The sequence below is a fragment of the Actinoplanes auranticolor genome, from assembly GCF_018332655.1.
Lineage (GTDB): Bacteria > Actinomycetota > Actinomycetes > Mycobacteriales > Micromonosporaceae > Actinoplanes > Actinoplanes auranticolor.
The window spans coordinates 1-14938 of sequence record NZ_BOQL01000079.1 but is presented as its reverse complement, the minus strand read 5'-3'; the positions used below and the strand labels follow the sequence as shown (position 1 = coordinate 14938).

Here is a 14938-nt window from a genome sequence, read left to right as displayed (position 1 = left end):
ACACGCACTCCCGCAGCGGCGATACGCACCGCTGCAAGCGCGAGAGCCGACAGATCACGATCAAAGCGACGAGGCCAGGCAGGGTAAGGGTCAGACCCTCGAAAGGCGCCGGCCAACATGCCATTGCTGAGCAGGGCCAGCAGGCCGGTGAGGCGCTCGGCCGCATGACCTGGCCGGGGGGCGAAGCGTACGCCTCATCGAGCTACCGCCTGCCGGAGAAAGGTTCGGACAGCGTCTTGTGCCGGAACCCGGCCAGGCCCCAGCCAGAATCCCAAATGGTCCTCGTCGGGCATCCAATGGTGCTGAGCTGCGCCGATCCGGGTTGCGGCCGCGGCGCCGTCGGTGAACGGGACGTCGCCGTCCAGAGCCCCGTGGACGATGAGCGTCGGCGCGGTGATCCGGTCGAACGGCAGGTTCATGTCTCGCCGCTGCTCCGCGTCGTTGCGAGTGCCGGGCATCCGCAGGCGGTAGGGGAATGTGGTGCGGACCATGGCCTCGAAGAACGCGCGAACGGTGTCGTCGCGCATGATTTCCTCGACACGTTGTTCCTTCTGGGCCGTGGTGAAGGTGCTTGTCTCGTCGAGCGTGCCGGAGAGCACCGACGACAGCGAGACTGCTGCCGTCATCTGCGCGATGCGTTGGCCGACGGTGTCGATGAAGACACGCCGGACCGCGGAGCTGTTTCCCGCGCCGGGATCCGCACGGCTCACCCCGGCGACGACCACCAACGCTGACACCCTGGCCGGGTGCCGGGCGGCGAACGTGTAGGCGACGGGCGCCCCGGAGGAGACCGCGAACAGGACGACCCGCTTGACGGCCAGCTCGTCGAGCAGGGCGGCGAGCAGATCCGCCTGGTCCTCCAGCGTGCGGCCGGAGTCCAGTGGTGTGCCGAGATATCCGGGCCGGGACGGGCTCAGCACCCGGAAACCGTCCCCTCGTAGCCAGTCGGCGAACAATCGGCCCTGGTCGGCGCCACCGAGACCACCGTGCATGGTCAGCAAAGTCGGCCCGGAGCCGCCGGTGAGGTCGTACTGCACCGGGCCACGGGCGGTGTGCGCGGTACGAAGGTCCAGCTCAATGCCCGGTAGGAGCCGTTCATGCGGGGAGGGGCCGCTGGTGGGAACAATGAAGGCACCTATTACTAGCAGGACCGCCACGAAAGCCGTGACGATTGCGATGGAACGGCGCCGACTGCGGTGTGTCATACGCTAGGAAGCTATCGACCCGCGCCGACGGGCATAAGAACGCTATTTTATGTGACGGAGCAGCGTATGGGGCGGGTGAACAGGTCGCTGGTGTGCCCGTACGGGGCAACCGGCGTCGGTGGCAAGTGGATGTTCTGGAGCATGTACCACCTGCTCGATGGCCCGGCGCGCTTCAGCCAGCTCCGGCGCCGGATGCCGCACGCCGGGCGGCAGACGCTGGTGACCCAGTTGAGGGCCCTCGAAAGGGCCGGGGCGGTGCGCCGGACCGTCCTGGGCGGCGTTCCACCACGTGTGCAGTACGCCCTGACCCCGCACGGCCAGGACACCGAGCCTATCCTGCGCAGGCTGCACGACTGGGCCGAGCGGTGCGGTGACCAGGTCGGCGACGACACGGACTGGATCGTCGCTCTCGGTGGCCGCTGGAAGGTATGGCTGCTGACGGCCCTGGCCGACGGCCCGAAACGCTTCAGCGAGATCCAGCACCTGCTTCCGGAGATCAGCAACCAGGTGCTGGCTCGTGAACTGCGTGAACTGGCGGCCATGCGCCTCGTGCACAAGAACACCGGCTACCTGCTCACGCCCATCGGCCTGGAGACGGCGACCGTCGTCCGCCAGCTCCACGCGTGGGGCCGGTGGATGTGCGAGCAGACCGGCGCCGACTTCGACTGGCCGCTGGAGGTGCCGGCGGAGCCACGCATCACCTGAGCGCGGACGGCGGCCGCCGCCTCACCGCCGTCCGCATCGCGCGTTCAGGCGTTGCGCTGGTCGCCAAGGTGAGGAACTCGCGCAGCGGAACTGACGCCGTCGGCCGTGGATCAAACGAAAGTCGCGATGCCCCAAACCTCGCACAGAGGGTGATATTCAGTAGCGCGTCCTACTTCACCACGCCCGGCCAACGACCGGCGACCTCACGGCAGAATCACGCACCGGGCGGAAGCGTTGTCTCGCGCCGACCGGATCTGCCGCTGTCAGAGCGCGCCGGCGCGACGACTTGGACCGCGAGGAAGCTGTCAGAGATAGGAGAGTGTCCTGAGTCGGTAGTTCCTGTTAGTTCGGTATGGGTGGATTACCTCGGCCGAAGTTGCCGCCAGTGGTGTTGACCGTCGAGGAACGCGAAGCGTTGGAGTCGTTGACCCGGCGGCGCACCACAGCGCAGGCGTTGGCACTGCGGGCACGGATCGTGCTGGCGTGCGCGGACGGTCATTCCAACAGTCAGGTCGCCCGGCTGCTCGGGGTATCACGTCCGACGGTCACGACGTGGCGGTCGCGGTTCCTCACCGATCGCGTCGATGGGCTGTTCGACGAACCGCGGCCGAGCCAGAACAGTCTCCGACGCCCAGGTGGAACGCGTGATCGTGGAAACACTGGAAACCAAACCAGCTGAAAGTGATGCTGGCTTCGACCCGCTGAAGTTGTGCCAGCTCGCGCGACAGGGTCGCCGCGAGCTCCTCCCTGGCGGTGACCTCGGCAGGTCGCAGGTTCTGTTCCAGCTGCACCATGCTCGCCCACATTCCGACCCGCTCCACCATGGTCAATGGCTCCACATAGCCCTCGGCTCGACGCTGCTGCTGGCGCTGCTCGTAGGCCAAGGCACGATCGCACGATGGAGGATGCGCGAATCGCTGCCCGCCGCATGCCGGGCGGGCAGCGCTGTCCGAGGGAGCCGATCGCGACCTGTCCGCGACCGCCGGAACGGCCAGCCGCACCGGCACTCACCGGCGGTGGGCAGGTCATCGGGCTCGATGAACGCCGGGAGTGATGACTCTTGCGGTGCAAATCCTGCCCGCAGGGAAAGAAGTATCCGGTCCCCACGGAAACGCCGATTGTCGTTCACTGCGCGATCGCCTTTGCGGCGCGGAGCTTGTTGCCGCTCCGCGCCACTCTGTCGACCGTTTCCGCGTCAGTTGTTGTACGGCATGGTCGGGAACCAGCCGTGACCGAACATCGCCGGCAGGCGCACATCCCAGTAGACGACGGTGAAGATGCCCAGTCCTACCAGCAGCGCGCCGGTCACCGCTGCGGTACGCGTCGGACGGCTCGCCAGCCAATAGACGAACCGGCCTCTGCTCAGCACCACGATGAGGGCGAACAGCACCGCCACCAGCACGATGTTGCCCAGTGACTGGAGCACGAAGGCACCCGCACCATACAGCGGGTTGCCGGTCTCGACGGCCCAGTGGAACAGCTTGTTGAACAGCGGATACGGCCGACCGATCAGGAACCCGCCGACAAGGGCGCCGAGCAGGACGACCCGTGCCGCCGGCCGCTCGGCGAACGGGTCCCGAATCACCCCGAGCGCCGCCAGGCCCAGCCAGACGAAGGCCAGACCGATCAGACCGAATACCACCATCGACTGCACGAGCCGAACAGGCATGCCGGCGGTGACCTCGGTCGACAGCTGGGGTAGCCGGTCTCCGAGCAACACCCCGACGAAGCCGTACAGGAAGGACACGGCCACCATTCCCACCGCCAGCAGAGCGACCGGACGCAACAGCCCTCGCAAGCCGTCTCGGGTTCTGCCACTGGCGCCCGCCTGGCTCATTGGGCCGACCGAGGCGGCCATGGCGATGTTGCACGCGGTGAACGTACCGGCCAGCCCGGAGACGAACGCGAAGACCAGGCCGGCCACGACACCGGAGATCGCGGTGGCCTTGGCGTCGTGGCCCAGCAGGGTGTTTGCGACGTTGTCACCGATCACATGGTCGACGAACTCGTACGACCACAGCACCGCCAGGAGCACACCGGCTGCGGCGGCGCCCAGCACGATCCCGGCACGACGGCGAGGCCGGTCTGCCTCGACGAGAGTAAATTCTTGCTGCCTGAAAGCCATGCCCCGATCCTCGGGACTCGGCATCACAGCCGTCGTCTCCCAGCATGCGCTTGTTCATGTGCCGTCCGGGCCCGGGAACGCCCTCTTCAGGTCCAGCCCGCCGACCAGTTCGGTCATCCACGGCTCGTGCGCCACCGCGTCCGGCCCGACGATGCGCATGGCTCCCAGGACGGTGAGCAGCATGCCCACCGCCAGGAACCCGCATGCCTCGTCCTGGTCGACGCCGGTCAGTTCGCGGACCGTGCGGTAGATCCGGCCGAAGCAGGCGCGCACCGTCGGCCCGATGGCCGGGTGGGCGCCCGCGGCGAAACCGTGCAGCAGGACCGTGATGAACTCCCGCTCGGCCAGCAGGTCGTCGTAGGCGGCGCCCAGGCTCTGCAGGTCGGCCTGTTCAGCGGCGGCGTCCCGGAAACGCTGCTCGACACGGTCGGTGGCGTGGGTGGCAGCGGCGAGGAACAGCGCCTGCTTCGTGCCGAAGAGCCGGATCACATACGGTTGCGAGACGCCGGCCAGGCGGGCCACCTGGTCGGTGGTGGTGCCGGCGTAGCCTCCGCGGGCGAAGGCGGCGACCGCGGCGGTCACCAGCTGCTCATGGCGCTGCTGCGCGCTGAGACGGGTTCGGCTCAACCGCTGTTCCTCCGTGCCCGCAGGACCCGACGCATGATCGCGGGGCGTAGCAGCCGCGCCGGTGGATCGACGAGGTTGAGCACGCGCAGGAAGGCGGCACCCAGTGCGGCGTCGGTGCGGGCGGCCGCATGCAGCCGGTGCACGTACGCATTGATCAGCCGCACCCGCGGTGAGCGTGGCCCGGGCACCTGGGGGAAGCGCAGATCGGTGCCGACCGCAATGGACCACGGGCCGTCGATCAGTTTGCCCGCGCCGCGAAAGAAGCGCTGTGCCAGCTGATCCGGGCCGCCGGGCAGCACGGATCGCAGCAGCAGGCCCTCGGCGGCGGCGACCGTCATGCCCTGGCCGTACAAGGGATTGAAGCTGCACACAGCGTCACCGACCACGAGGTAGCCGAGCGGGAAGCGGCGCAGCCGCTCGTAGCGCCGGCGCACGCTGGCCGGATAGCGCATCCGTGCGGGCCCACCCACCGGGACCGCCTCGCGCACCAGCCGGCTGATCACCGGTACGCCCAGCGACTCGGCGAAGCGTGTGAAGCCCTCGTGGTCCAGCGGCGGCTGCTCGCCGAGCATCCCGCTGAGCGCCACCGCGAAGTGGCCGTCCTCCTGCGCGGCGACGATGCCGGTGCGGGGGCGGCCCGGCACGGCATTGGTCAGGGCGCCCAGCAGACCGTCGAGGTGGTCGGGATCGCGTTCGTAGGTGCGGGTGACATAGGTGAGGTCGACCGGGATCAGCTGCTCCGGCGGCGCCGGGTAGCCGAGCCCGGCCAGCCACACCGGGCTGCGCGAGGCCCGACCACAGGCGTCGACCACAAGGTCGGCGTAGATGCGGTACACCACGCCCGTGCGCGGCGTCACGAGCACACCGATGATCCGGCTGCGGTCCTCGGTGCTCAGCAGCGCGGTCGCCTCGGCGGGCGGGCAGAAACGCACGTTGGCCAGTTTCCGCACCCGGGCGCGCACCGTGCCTTCCAGCAGCGGGCGGCTGACTCCGACGCCGAGCAGGTCCGACGCGGCGCGACGCATCGGGTAGCCGTCGTTGCACCAGTGCACCTGACCGTGCAGGTCGACCTGCGGCGCGCCCGCAGCGCTGAGCTCGTCGCTGAGGCCCTCGAAGAGCACGTCGAGTGCGCGCCGGCCCTGCGCCAGCAGCACGTGCAGCTGCCGCGATTGCGGCACCCCGCGACGGGGTGCCGCGGCGTCGGGCAACGTGTCGCGGTCGATGATCGTGACGGTGTCGTACACGTCGCTGAGCACCCGGGCGGCAATCAGCCCAGCCATGCTCGCGCCGAGCACCACGGCGTTGCCTGCAGAGACCATGGTCTTGACGCTAGGCGGGCACGGTGTAGCTGTCGTCTTGCGGCGTGCGCACCTTGCCCGCCGGCATGTCCAGCGTGACCGGGCACCGGATAGGCGAAGAAGCGCACACAGTGAAATGGCCGGGGCGAGCCACGTTCATACGCTTGTCACCGGCCGGGATCAAGCCCGGCTGGGGAGGCGAGCAGGCATCATGCGAGTTCTCGTGACCGGCGGCGCCGGGTTCATCGGTTCGCACTACACCCGACGTTTGCTGGCCGGTGATTCCCGGTCTGCAGCACCGTCGCAGGTCGTGGTCCTCGACAAGCTGACGTACGCCGGCAATGCCCTCAACCTCGATTCGGTCCGGGCTGATCCGCGGTTGCGGTTGATCGTCGGCGACATCTGCGACCCGGTGGCGGTGCAGCAGGCGATGCGGGGCATCGACGTGGTGGTCCACTTCGCCGCGGAGTCGCACGTGGATCGTTCCATCACCGGCTCCGGTGAATTCGTGCGCACCAATGTCATGGGCACCCACACGCTGCTGCACGCGGCACTGGGGGCCGCCGTCACCAGATTCGTCCACGTGTCCACCGACGAGGTCTACGGCAGCATCGAGAACGGGTCGTGGCCGGAGACGCACCCGTTGGCGCCGACCTCGCCGTACGCGGCGTCCAAGGCGGCATCGGATCTGCTGGCGCTGGCCTTTCACCGCACGTACGGGCTGCCGGTGTGCGTCACGCGCGGCTCCAACACCTACGGCCCGTACCAGTATCCCGAGAAGGTCATCCCGTTGTTCGTCACCAACCTGCTGCGCGGGCGCAAGGTCCCGTTGTACGGCGACGGCGGCAACCGGCGCGACTGGCTGCACGTCGACGACCACTGCGCAGGTGTGCGGCTCGTGGCGCAGCGCGGGACGCCCGGCGAGATCTACAACATCGGCGGCGGCACGGAGCTCAGCAACCGCGAACTGACCACCCGACTGCTGAGCGCGACGGGCGCGGACTGGTCGAGTGTGCAACCGGTCGCCGACCGCATGGGCCACGATCGCCGCTACTCGGTCGACACCACGAAAATCCGCGAGGAACTCGGCTACGCCCCGGCGATCCCGTTCCCGCGCGGGCTCGCGGCGACCGTCGACTGGTACCGCCAGAACCGGCAGTGGTGGTCGCCCGCATCCGACGCCCTCAGCCGCGCCTGATCCGCCGGCGCCCGCCCGGCGGGCACGGGGCGGCACGCACGGAGACGACCGCCCGTGCCGGCGACCGGCACGCTGGGGCGACGCGTTCACCGACATCCGGGAGGCACAGTGTCCCACCCCGTACGTTCAGCGCCGGGCACCCGAACCGGCCGCCCGTGGGGGCTCAACGGCAGCCACCACCGAGCCGCGCTCGGCGTGTTCATGGTCATCGTCCTGGCACACTGGGCCGAACACCTGACCCAGGCCTACCAGATCTGGGCGCTGGGCTGGAAACCGCCGCAGGCGCGCGGCGTGCTCGGGATGCCGTTCCCGTGGCTCATCAGCTCCGAATGGCTGCACTACGGCTACGCGGCCGTGATGTTGTTCTTCCTGTTCCTGCTGCGCCCCGGGTTCGTCGGCCGCAGCCGCACGTGGTGGACGGTCGCTCTCGCCGTCCAGTTCTGGCACCACATCGAGCACCTGTTGCTGCTGATCCAGTCGCAGAGCGGGCATTTCCTGGCCGGGCGAGCGGTGCCGACCAGCATCCTGCAGCTGGTGCTGCCCCGCGTCGAGCTGCACCTGTTCTACAACACGGTGGTATTCCTGCCGATGGTCATCGCCATGTACTACCATCTGCGGCCCTCGCGCGCCGAGTCCCTCGACATGGCGTGCAGCTGCCGTCCGCTGCCGGCATGATCTCCGCGCTTCCCACCCGGCGCCGCCTGCTGTTCGGCGGCGCCGGTGTCGCTCTGATGCTGCTGGTGGCCTACCTCGTCTTCGGCGCGCCGGCGCCGGCCCGCCTGCAGGCCGTCGAGCCCGCCGACGGTACGGTGCTCATCGCCGCGCCCGCGCAGGTGGCGCTGCGGTTCACCGCCGCCCCGCAGCCGCGGACCATGCACATCACGGTGGTCGGTCCCGGCGGGGCAGACGTCACCCGCGGCGAGCCGGTCGTGGACGACGTCCTGATCACGGTCCCGGTAACGGCCGAGCATCCCGGCCGTTACCGGGTCGGCTTCCACCTGGAGCTCGGCGACGGCGCACCCGTGTCCGGGCTCGTCACCTTCACGGTCGGCTCCGGCGCGCAGCCTGCTGCGGACCCGGTCGAGGCCGCCGGCGCGGCGCACGGCGGACACCACATGGAACGCGACACGAGCACCCTCGTGCTCGTGTCGATCGACCTCGCGCTGATGGTCGGCGTGGTGTGGCTGCTGACGCGCCGCTCCCGGGTGCGCTGAATCGGCCCCTCAGGCAGCGTCGGCCTTGCGGGCCCGCTGCGCCCGCTCGACGGACGCCTGCAGCGCCGCCATCAGGTCCACGCCCTTGGTGGCGGCGCCCGGCGCACTCGGCACGGTGACCTGCCGGCCCTGCAGCTTGGCCTCCAGCACCTCCTGCAGGGCCGCGCGGTACTCGTCGGTCAGCTTCGACGGATCGAAGCTGCCGGTCATCGAGTCGATCAGGGACGCCGCCATGGCCAGCTCGGAATCCTTGACCACCACCTCCTGGTCGATGAAACCGAAGTCAGGGGCGCGCAGCTCGTCCGGCCACAGCATGGTGTGCATGACCAGCGTCTCGCCCCGCACGCGCAACGCCGCCAGCTGCTCACGCTGGCGCAGCGCCACCTTGACCACCGCGACCCGGTCGGTGTCACGCAACGCGTCACGCAGCAGGGCGTAGGGCTTCACGGCGGTGGCATCCGGCTCGAGGAAGTACGTCCGGTTGTAGAGAATCGGGTCCACCTCGGCGCCCGGCACGAACTCGAGCACCTCGATGACCCGCGAGCTCGACAGCGGCAGCCCGGCCAGGTCCTCGTCGGTGAGGACCACCATGTCGCCGCCGTCGGCGTCGTAGCCCTTGGCGATGTCGAGCATGGCCACCTCGGTGTCACAGGCGGAGCAGATTCGCCGGTGGCGTACCCGGCCGCCGTCGGTGCGGTGTACCTGATGAAAGCGCACACTCTTCTCCTCGGTGGCCGCGTACAGCCGCACGGTGATCGAGACCAGGCCGAACGAGATGGCGCCTTTCCAAATCGCACGCATGCGGGCTCCTCAGGGCGGTTCATGGCGATGTCGTTCCCACCATGGCACCGGCCGTGCGAATGCCTCGTCCTCGTGCTTGCGCAGCTCTGGGCACGCTGTGAGGCGGGCCGGGGGAGTCGCGGGACGAGACTGGAGGGCACGCGGCGGATCGCCCGCTCGCGCCAACCGAAAGGCGGAACCGCGCATGTCCGGTGCAGGCCCGGTCGACGTCAAGCACCTGCCGGTCACCCCGGCCCTGGCGCGCTACCTGGCGTGCAGCAGCACCGCGCCGGACCCGGTCACCGCGAGCCTGATCGCGCGCACCGCGGCGACCGGCGACGCCGCAGGCATGATGGTGCAGGCGGAGCAGGCCACGCTGCTGACCATGCTGGCCCGGCTGGGGGCAGCCCGCAGCGTGCTGGACATCGGAACCTTCACCGGGCTGTCCGCGCTGGCGTTCGCCCGCGGCCTGGCCCCCGGCGGGCGCGTCATGACCTGCGACAACGACGATCGCTGGCATGCCGTCGCCGCGCAGCACTGGCAGCGAGCCGGCGTCGCGGACCGCATCGACTTCCGGCTCGGTCCTGCGGCGAAGACGCTGCGAGCACTGCCGGCGAACTTCCGGGCCGACATCGTCTTCGTCGACGCGGACAAGATGAACTATCCGGGCTACGTCGAACTCGCCCTGCCGTTGCTGCGCCCGGGCGGGCTGCTGCTGCTCGACAACGTGCTGCTGGACGGCTACGTCGCCAGTCCCGAGCTGGCCGATGACCCGCTGATGCGTCGCTGCGCGCAGACGATGGCAGCGCTCAACGCCCGGCTCGCCGCCGACGACCGCCTCGACGTGGTCATGCTGCCGATCGCGGACGGCCTCACCCTCGCCCGCCGGCGGTGAGCGAGGGTGAGGCCGTCGCACGCTAAATCGTCATCGGCAGCTCGAAGGACGGGAAGACCTCGGGCAGGAACGCCGTGATGTCGGTGATGAGTCCGTCCTCGACGCGGAACACGTTGAGCACCTGCGCCCGGAACTCCGTCTGACCCGGCTGGCGGACGTACGTCGCGACCGCCGGCTGCCTGTTGGCCCTAGTCGCGACCGCGCGCCACTCGCCGAAGTACGCCGGCGACGCGGGGTCGAACTGGGCCACCAGACCGGCCACGAACGCGTCGCGGCCGACGATCCAGAACGCATCCGGCGGCATGGTGACCCGCACGTCGGTGCGCAGCAACTTGGCGAACCGGTCCGGGTCGGCCTTCTCCAGCGCCTCGATGCACTCCTGCAGCAGGTGCCGTTCGGCCTCACTCGGATCGGCGGCCGGTCCCCAGTCGAGACGGCGTGCCGGCATGCGCTCCTTGAGCGTCGCCCGCGCCCGCTGCAGGGCGCTGTTGGCCGAGGCCACGCTGATGTTCAGCGCCGTGGCGGTGTCGTTGGCCGACCAGGCCAGCACATCGCGCAGGATCAGCGCGGCCCGCTGCTGCGGCGGCAGGTGCTGGATCGCGATCAGGAAGGCCAGCTCGATGGTCTCCTTGGCGATGACCAGCGCGTCCGGCTCGGCGTCCGGCGGCGCCGTCTGGTCGAGCAACCGGTCCGGGAACGGCTGCAGCCACGGCACCTCGGTCAGCCCCTGGGTGTCGGCGGCCGGTTCCATCGAGAACGCCGGCTGGCGGCGCGCGATCGGCGTACGGGAGGCACGGTCGATGTGGTCGATGCAGGCGTTGGTCGCGATGCGGTACAGCCAGGCCCGGACGCTGGAGCGGCCCTCGAAGCTTTGCCGCCCCCGCCACGCCCGCAGGTACGTCTCCTGAACCAGGTCCTCGGAGTCCTCGAAGGACCCCAACATCCGGTAACAGTGGACCTGCAGCTCGCGACGATGACCCTCCGCGATCCGGGAGAATGTCGGTTCGTCGAGGGTCGCCACTGACTGGCCCGCGTCTCGACCGAACCTGGCGTCTTCGCCCTCTACCATAGATTCCTCTTTCGCACCAGAGCGGACGTCAAGCGGTTCGCAAACACTATAGACGTTGGCCGGGCGGGCGACGGTGCCTCAATCGGGCCGCAATCGAGAAGGTGATCGCCTGCCGCCGGGAATGCGAGTGTGGACCCGCGTTCCTCATCGGCGGCGAAGGGGCAGACACCATGGAATCCACCGCACCGCAGGCACTGGCACCGGCAGGCGAAGAGCTGGGGCGGATGTACGACGAATCGGCCGGGCTGTCGCAGATCTTCATCGACGGCCAGGAACATCTGCCCTACTGGTTCGACGATCACGACGACACTCCGGCGGTCGAGGCGGCTCGTCGCATCACCCGAAAGGTCGGCGACGGTATCGGGCTGCGTGCCGGCGAGCGGCTGCTGGACGCCGGCTGCGGCGTCGGCGGCCCGGCCGTGCAGCTGCACCGAGAGTTCGGCGTGCGGGTCAGTGGCATCACCATCAGCGCGGTGCAGGCGAGCGAGGCCACCGCTCGTGCCGTCGAGGCCGGGGTTGCCGGCAGCGTCGAGTTCCATCATGGGGACTACCGCTCGCTGCCTTACGCCGACGGCTCGTTCGATGCGACGGTGGCCATGGAGTCCCTGATGCACGCCACCGACCTGGGTGAGGTTCTTCGCGAACTGCACCGCGTGCTGCGCCCGGGGGGGCGTCTGGGCATCAGTGACATCACCCGGGAGGCGGCGCTCGCCGGCGAGCGCGCCACCGAGTTCGCGAAGAAGTTTCAGGTAGCGCAACTGTTGAGCCTCGGGGAATGGATCGACGCCTTGCGCGCGGCCGGCTTCGTCGTCGAGGAGTACACCCAGTGCGGCCCGCGGGTGTACGGCATGGGCATGCGCTACGTCGACCGGGCCGATGAGTTGATGGGTGAGCTCGTCGCCGGCTTCGGTGAGGCCATGGTGGTCGAGCTCAAGGCCAGTTACCGCGACTACTTCGGCTGGGGCTCCGACATCGGCTACGCCGTCATCGCCGCCCGCAAGCCGTACCTCTGAGCAGCGGTCCCGGCCGGCCGCGGAAAAATTTCCCGCCGCACCGATGAGTTGGTCCGGCCACCATCGTCATAACAGGTAGATCCGAGTGATGGGCCCTCGCGGCCCGCCACGCCGGGTCGCGACGCCTCGTCCTTCACCCCCGGTAGGACACGCCGCCCGAGCCGAACGGCTCGGGCGGTGAGGTGTCGGCCCATGACGAAACGACGGCAAGGAGCCAACATGTCTGATGAAGCGATGCCGCCTGCGCCTCCGCAGCCCGCGCCCGAGCTCAAGCAGCTCGACTACCTGGTCGGCACCTGGAAGCTCAGCGGCATGACCGAGGAGGGCCCGATGGGCCCGCCGGCGAAGATGACCGGTACCGAGACCTTCGAGTGGCTGCCCGGCGGGTTCTTCCTCGTGCACCACTGGGAAGGATCGATCGACATGGGCCCGCGCGGTGCCATGCCGGACGTCGGTTACGAGTTCTTCGACTACGACCCGGAGACGAGCAAGTTCCGCTCGCACTACTTCAGCAGCTTCGGCCCGTACAACGAGGAACAGAGCCACTACGTGGGCGACTTCGAGGACGACAAGCTCGTCCTGGTCGGCCCGGCCCGCTACGTCCGGGCCCTGCAGGAGGACGGCAGCATCAAGTACGACTGCGACTTCCCGCTGCCGGACGGGAACTGGGTGCCCTTTATGCACGCCACGCTGACCAAGGTGAACTGACCCTTCGCCCGTGGCCGCAGCACCGTGCCGCCGTTCGCACCGGCGGCACGGTGCTGCCCCGTGCGCTCATCGATGCGGCACGGAGCCGATCAGTCCACCGTCGACCAGCAGTTCCTGACCGGTGATGTACGACGAACGCGGCGACAGGAGGAACATCGCCGCCTGCGCCACGTCCGCCGGCGTACCCAGCCGGCCGAGCGGCACCTGTAACCGTGACGCCTCCTGCTCCTGTGCGGAGGAGGCGATACCGGTGAACATGTCCGTGACGATGAAACCAGGACTGATCGCGTTGATCCGGATGCCACGGGCGCCGAGGTCACCCGCCAGCGAGCGGGCCAGGTTCACCACGGCCGCCTTGCCGGCGGCGTACAACGGGGTGGTCGCAAGTCCCCGATGCACCAGCCAGCTCCCGTTGAGCACCACCGAGGCGTCGTGCGCCAGCATGGGCATGGCCTTCTGCACCGTCTGGAAGACACCTCGAAAGTTGGTGTTCATCAGCGTGTCGTAATCCTGCTCGGACACCGAGGCGGCGGGACCGAAGCGGGCGATCCCGGCATTGGCGAACAACCCGTGCAGCACCCCGAAGCGGGCCAGCACGGTGCTCAGCAACCGGTCCACGGCAGCGGGGTCCGCGACGTCTGCCACGACCGGCAGCAGCCGGTCGCCCGCGCGAAGCTCGCCTGCCGCGTCCTCGAGACGCTCTGGGCGACGCCCGGCGATCACCACCCGGGCGCCGGCGCTCAGCAGCAGGTCAGCGGTCGCCAGCCCGATGCCGCTGCCGCCTCCGGTCACCAGTACCGTCTTGCCGTCGAATTCGCCCATGCCGGAAGTCTCGCAGCGCCGCGTACGGGCCGGCACCTCTTGCCGTGCCCGTCGGCGCACGCGCGAAGGTGCCCCGCCCATCGACGCGCTGGGAGCGTCGATGACGCCCGCATGGGCTCATCGACGGAGGGAAGACGATGACCGGCGAACCCGATCGCACGAGCACCGGAACCAGTTGGCCGCCGCGCTACCGCGGCGTCACCTACGACACGGGCACCAACTTCGCCACCGGGCAGGGCGAGCTGTCGCGGGTGGTCTGGAGCGAAGACCGGATGGCCGACGAGATCAGAGCCATCCGTGAGCAGCTGCACTGCAATTCGGTCACCGTGTACGGCAGCGATCTGCAGCGGCTGGAGCAGACGGCACGGGCCGCCGTGCAGTGCGGGCTGCATGTCTGGCTGCAGCCGCGGCTGGTCGACCGGCCTCAGGACGAGGTGATCGAGCATCTGACGCGGGCCGCCGCGATCGCTGAGGCTCTGCGCGCGAACGGCGGCGAGATCAGCCTTGTGGTCGGGTGCGTGGCGTCGGTGTTCGTACCCGGCATCGTGGCCGGCGAGAAGTACCACGAGCGGATGGCTAACATCTTCGCCGACGCCGATCACCGGGTCCTCACGCCGACCGCCACCGTGGACCTGGAGACCGCGGCGCAGCGGCTCAACACCTACCTCGACCGGGCCGTGAAGACAGCCCGTCAGACGTTCGAGGGCACCATCGCCTACGCCGCGGCGCCGTTCGAGGACGTCGACTGGCGCCTGGTCGACGTCATCGGCCTGATGCACTTCTACACGTTGGCGTACCCGACGAGCGAGCAGGAGCACGCGCGGGAGATCCAGCGCTACCAGCGGTGGGGCAAGCCCGTCATGATCGCCGAATTCGGCACGGCAACCTGGGACGGCGCCGCACAGCGGGCGTTCATGTCCTTCGACGTCGTCGACCGCAACGGTGCGCAACCGACGGTCGTGTCCGGCGTCGTCCGTGACGAGCAGGCGCAGGCCGACTTCCTCCTGCGGATGCTCGACGTGTTCGAGCGCGCCGGCGTGCACGCGGTGGCGGTCAGCGAGTTCATTCACCCCACCCACCCGTACTCGACCGATCCCGCCCGAGACCTCGACACCGCCAGCATGGCGCTGACCCGTACCGTCCGTGACGAGTACCGCGATCCTGCCTCGGCGTACACCTGGCAGCCGAAGCTCGCGTTCGCCGAGCTGGCCGACTACTACGCCGCCGCAGAACGCACCTCGGCCCACCGCTGACGTACCGACGATGACGGGGTAGCGCC

At 69.4% G+C, this 14938-nt stretch carries 16 protein-coding genes and 1 pseudogene; 9 read left to right on the top strand and 8 right to left on the bottom strand.

Annotated elements, in window-relative coordinates; translation table 11 throughout:
* Positions 1-194: 194 nt before the first annotated feature.
* The gene (locus tag Aau02nite_RS41635; RefSeq protein WP_212994189.1) at positions 195-1205 is read right to left on the bottom strand and encodes an alpha/beta fold hydrolase; all 1011 of its coding nucleotides are present in this window, start codon (positions 1203-1205) and stop codon (positions 195-197) included.
* A gap of 51 nt (positions 1206-1256) precedes the next feature.
* On the opposite strand from Aau02nite_RS41635, the gene Aau02nite_RS41630 reads away from it, so the two are divergent.
* Together Aau02nite_RS41630 and Aau02nite_RS41625 are read left to right on the top strand one after the other, a co-directional pair.
* Positions 1257-1910, top strand: coding sequence for a winged helix-turn-helix transcriptional regulator (locus tag Aau02nite_RS41630; protein ID WP_212994188.1), 654 nt, complete (start codon positions 1257-1259; stop codon positions 1908-1910).
* A 352-nt stretch (positions 1911-2262) separates the two neighbouring features.
* On the top strand, positions 2263-2589 hold the full coding sequence (locus Aau02nite_RS41625; RefSeq protein ID WP_246595844.1) for a helix-turn-helix domain-containing protein: 327 nt from the start codon (positions 2263-2265) through the stop codon (positions 2587-2589).
* Here Aau02nite_RS41625 and Aau02nite_RS41620 read toward each other — a convergent pair.
* The 4 genes from Aau02nite_RS41620 to Aau02nite_RS41605 all read right to left on the bottom strand — a co-directional run bounded on the left by Aau02nite_RS41620 (position 2480) and on the right by Aau02nite_RS41605 (position 5981).
* Entirely contained in the window at positions 2480-2794 is a 315-nt protein-coding gene (locus Aau02nite_RS41620) for a hypothetical protein (protein ID WP_212994205.1), read from the bottom strand. The two genes, Aau02nite_RS41625 and Aau02nite_RS41620, sit on opposite strands and share 110 nt — an antisense overlap.
* Positions 2795-3105: 311 nt before the next feature.
* Positions 3106-4035 (bottom strand): hypothetical protein, encoded by a 930-nt coding sequence (locus Aau02nite_RS41615; RefSeq protein ID WP_212994186.1) that lies wholly within the window; start codon positions 4033-4035, stop codon positions 3106-3108.
* Between the two features lie 54 nt (positions 4036-4089).
* A complete protein-coding gene (locus Aau02nite_RS41610; protein WP_212994185.1) occupies positions 4090-4662 on the bottom strand; it encodes a TetR/AcrR family transcriptional regulator in 573 nt (190 codons plus the stop codon).
* On the bottom strand, positions 4659-5981 hold the full coding sequence (locus tag Aau02nite_RS41605) for an FAD-dependent oxidoreductase (protein ID WP_212994184.1): 1323 nt from the start codon (positions 5979-5981) through the stop codon (positions 4659-4661). The genes Aau02nite_RS41610 and Aau02nite_RS41605 overlap by 4 nt, the downstream gene beginning before the upstream one ends.
* 190 nt (positions 5982-6171) lie before the next feature.
* Here Aau02nite_RS41605 and rfbB point away from each other — a divergent pair, with 190 nt between their 5' ends.
* From rfbB to Aau02nite_RS41590, 3 genes are all read left to right on the top strand, one after another.
* On the top strand, positions 6172-7158 hold the full coding sequence (gene rfbB / locus Aau02nite_RS41600) for a dTDP-glucose 4,6-dehydratase (RefSeq protein ID WP_212994183.1): 987 nt from the start codon (positions 6172-6174) through the stop codon (positions 7156-7158).
* A gap of 108 nt (positions 7159-7266) precedes the next feature.
* A complete protein-coding gene (locus Aau02nite_RS41595) occupies positions 7267-7833 on the top strand; it encodes a hypothetical protein (RefSeq protein WP_212994182.1) in 567 nt (188 codons plus the stop codon).
* Complete coding sequence (locus Aau02nite_RS41590; protein ID WP_212994181.1) at positions 7830-8372, top strand: copper resistance CopC family protein; 543 nt, start codon at positions 7830-7832, stop codon at positions 8370-8372. The genes Aau02nite_RS41595 and Aau02nite_RS41590 overlap by 4 nt, the downstream gene beginning before the upstream one ends.
* A gap of 27 nt (positions 8373-8399) precedes the next feature.
* Here Aau02nite_RS41590 and ku read toward each other — a convergent pair.
* Positions 8400-9173: pseudogene (gene ku / locus Aau02nite_RS41585) on the bottom strand (non-homologous end joining protein Ku); the annotation flags it as partial.
* 184 nt (positions 9174-9357) lie between these two features.
* Here ku and Aau02nite_RS41580 point away from each other — a divergent pair.
* The gene (locus Aau02nite_RS41580) at positions 9358-10047 is read left to right on the top strand and encodes an O-methyltransferase (protein WP_212994179.1); all 690 of its coding nucleotides are present in this window, start codon (positions 9358-9360) and stop codon (positions 10045-10047) included.
* A gap of 22 nt (positions 10048-10069) precedes the next feature.
* On the opposite strand, the gene Aau02nite_RS41575 is transcribed toward Aau02nite_RS41580, so the two are convergent.
* Positions 10070-11116 (bottom strand): RNA polymerase subunit sigma-70, encoded by a 1047-nt coding sequence (locus Aau02nite_RS41575; RefSeq protein WP_212994178.1) that lies wholly within the window; start codon positions 11114-11116, stop codon positions 10070-10072.
* Positions 11117-11286: 170 nt separating this feature from the next.
* Here Aau02nite_RS41575 and Aau02nite_RS41570 point away from each other — a divergent pair, with 170 nt between their 5' ends.
* Positions 11287-12129 (top strand): SAM-dependent methyltransferase, encoded by an 843-nt coding sequence (locus Aau02nite_RS41570; protein WP_212994177.1) that lies wholly within the window; start codon positions 11287-11289, stop codon positions 12127-12129.
* Between the two features lie 219 nt (positions 12130-12348).
* A complete protein-coding gene (locus Aau02nite_RS41565) occupies positions 12349-12837 on the top strand; it encodes a DUF1579 family protein (RefSeq protein ID WP_212994176.1) in 489 nt (162 codons plus the stop codon).
* A gap of 66 nt (positions 12838-12903) precedes the next feature.
* On the opposite strand, the gene Aau02nite_RS41560 is transcribed toward Aau02nite_RS41565, so the two are convergent.
* On the bottom strand, positions 12904-13659 hold the full coding sequence (locus tag Aau02nite_RS41560; protein WP_212994175.1) for an SDR family NAD(P)-dependent oxidoreductase: 756 nt from the start codon (positions 13657-13659) through the stop codon (positions 12904-12906).
* Between the two features lie 137 nt (positions 13660-13796).
* On the opposite strand from Aau02nite_RS41560, the gene Aau02nite_RS41555 reads away from it, so the two are divergent.
* A complete protein-coding gene (locus Aau02nite_RS41555; protein ID WP_212994174.1) occupies positions 13797-14912 on the top strand; it encodes a glycoside hydrolase family 113 protein in 1116 nt (371 codons plus the stop codon).
* Positions 14913-14938 lie beyond the last annotated feature (26 nt).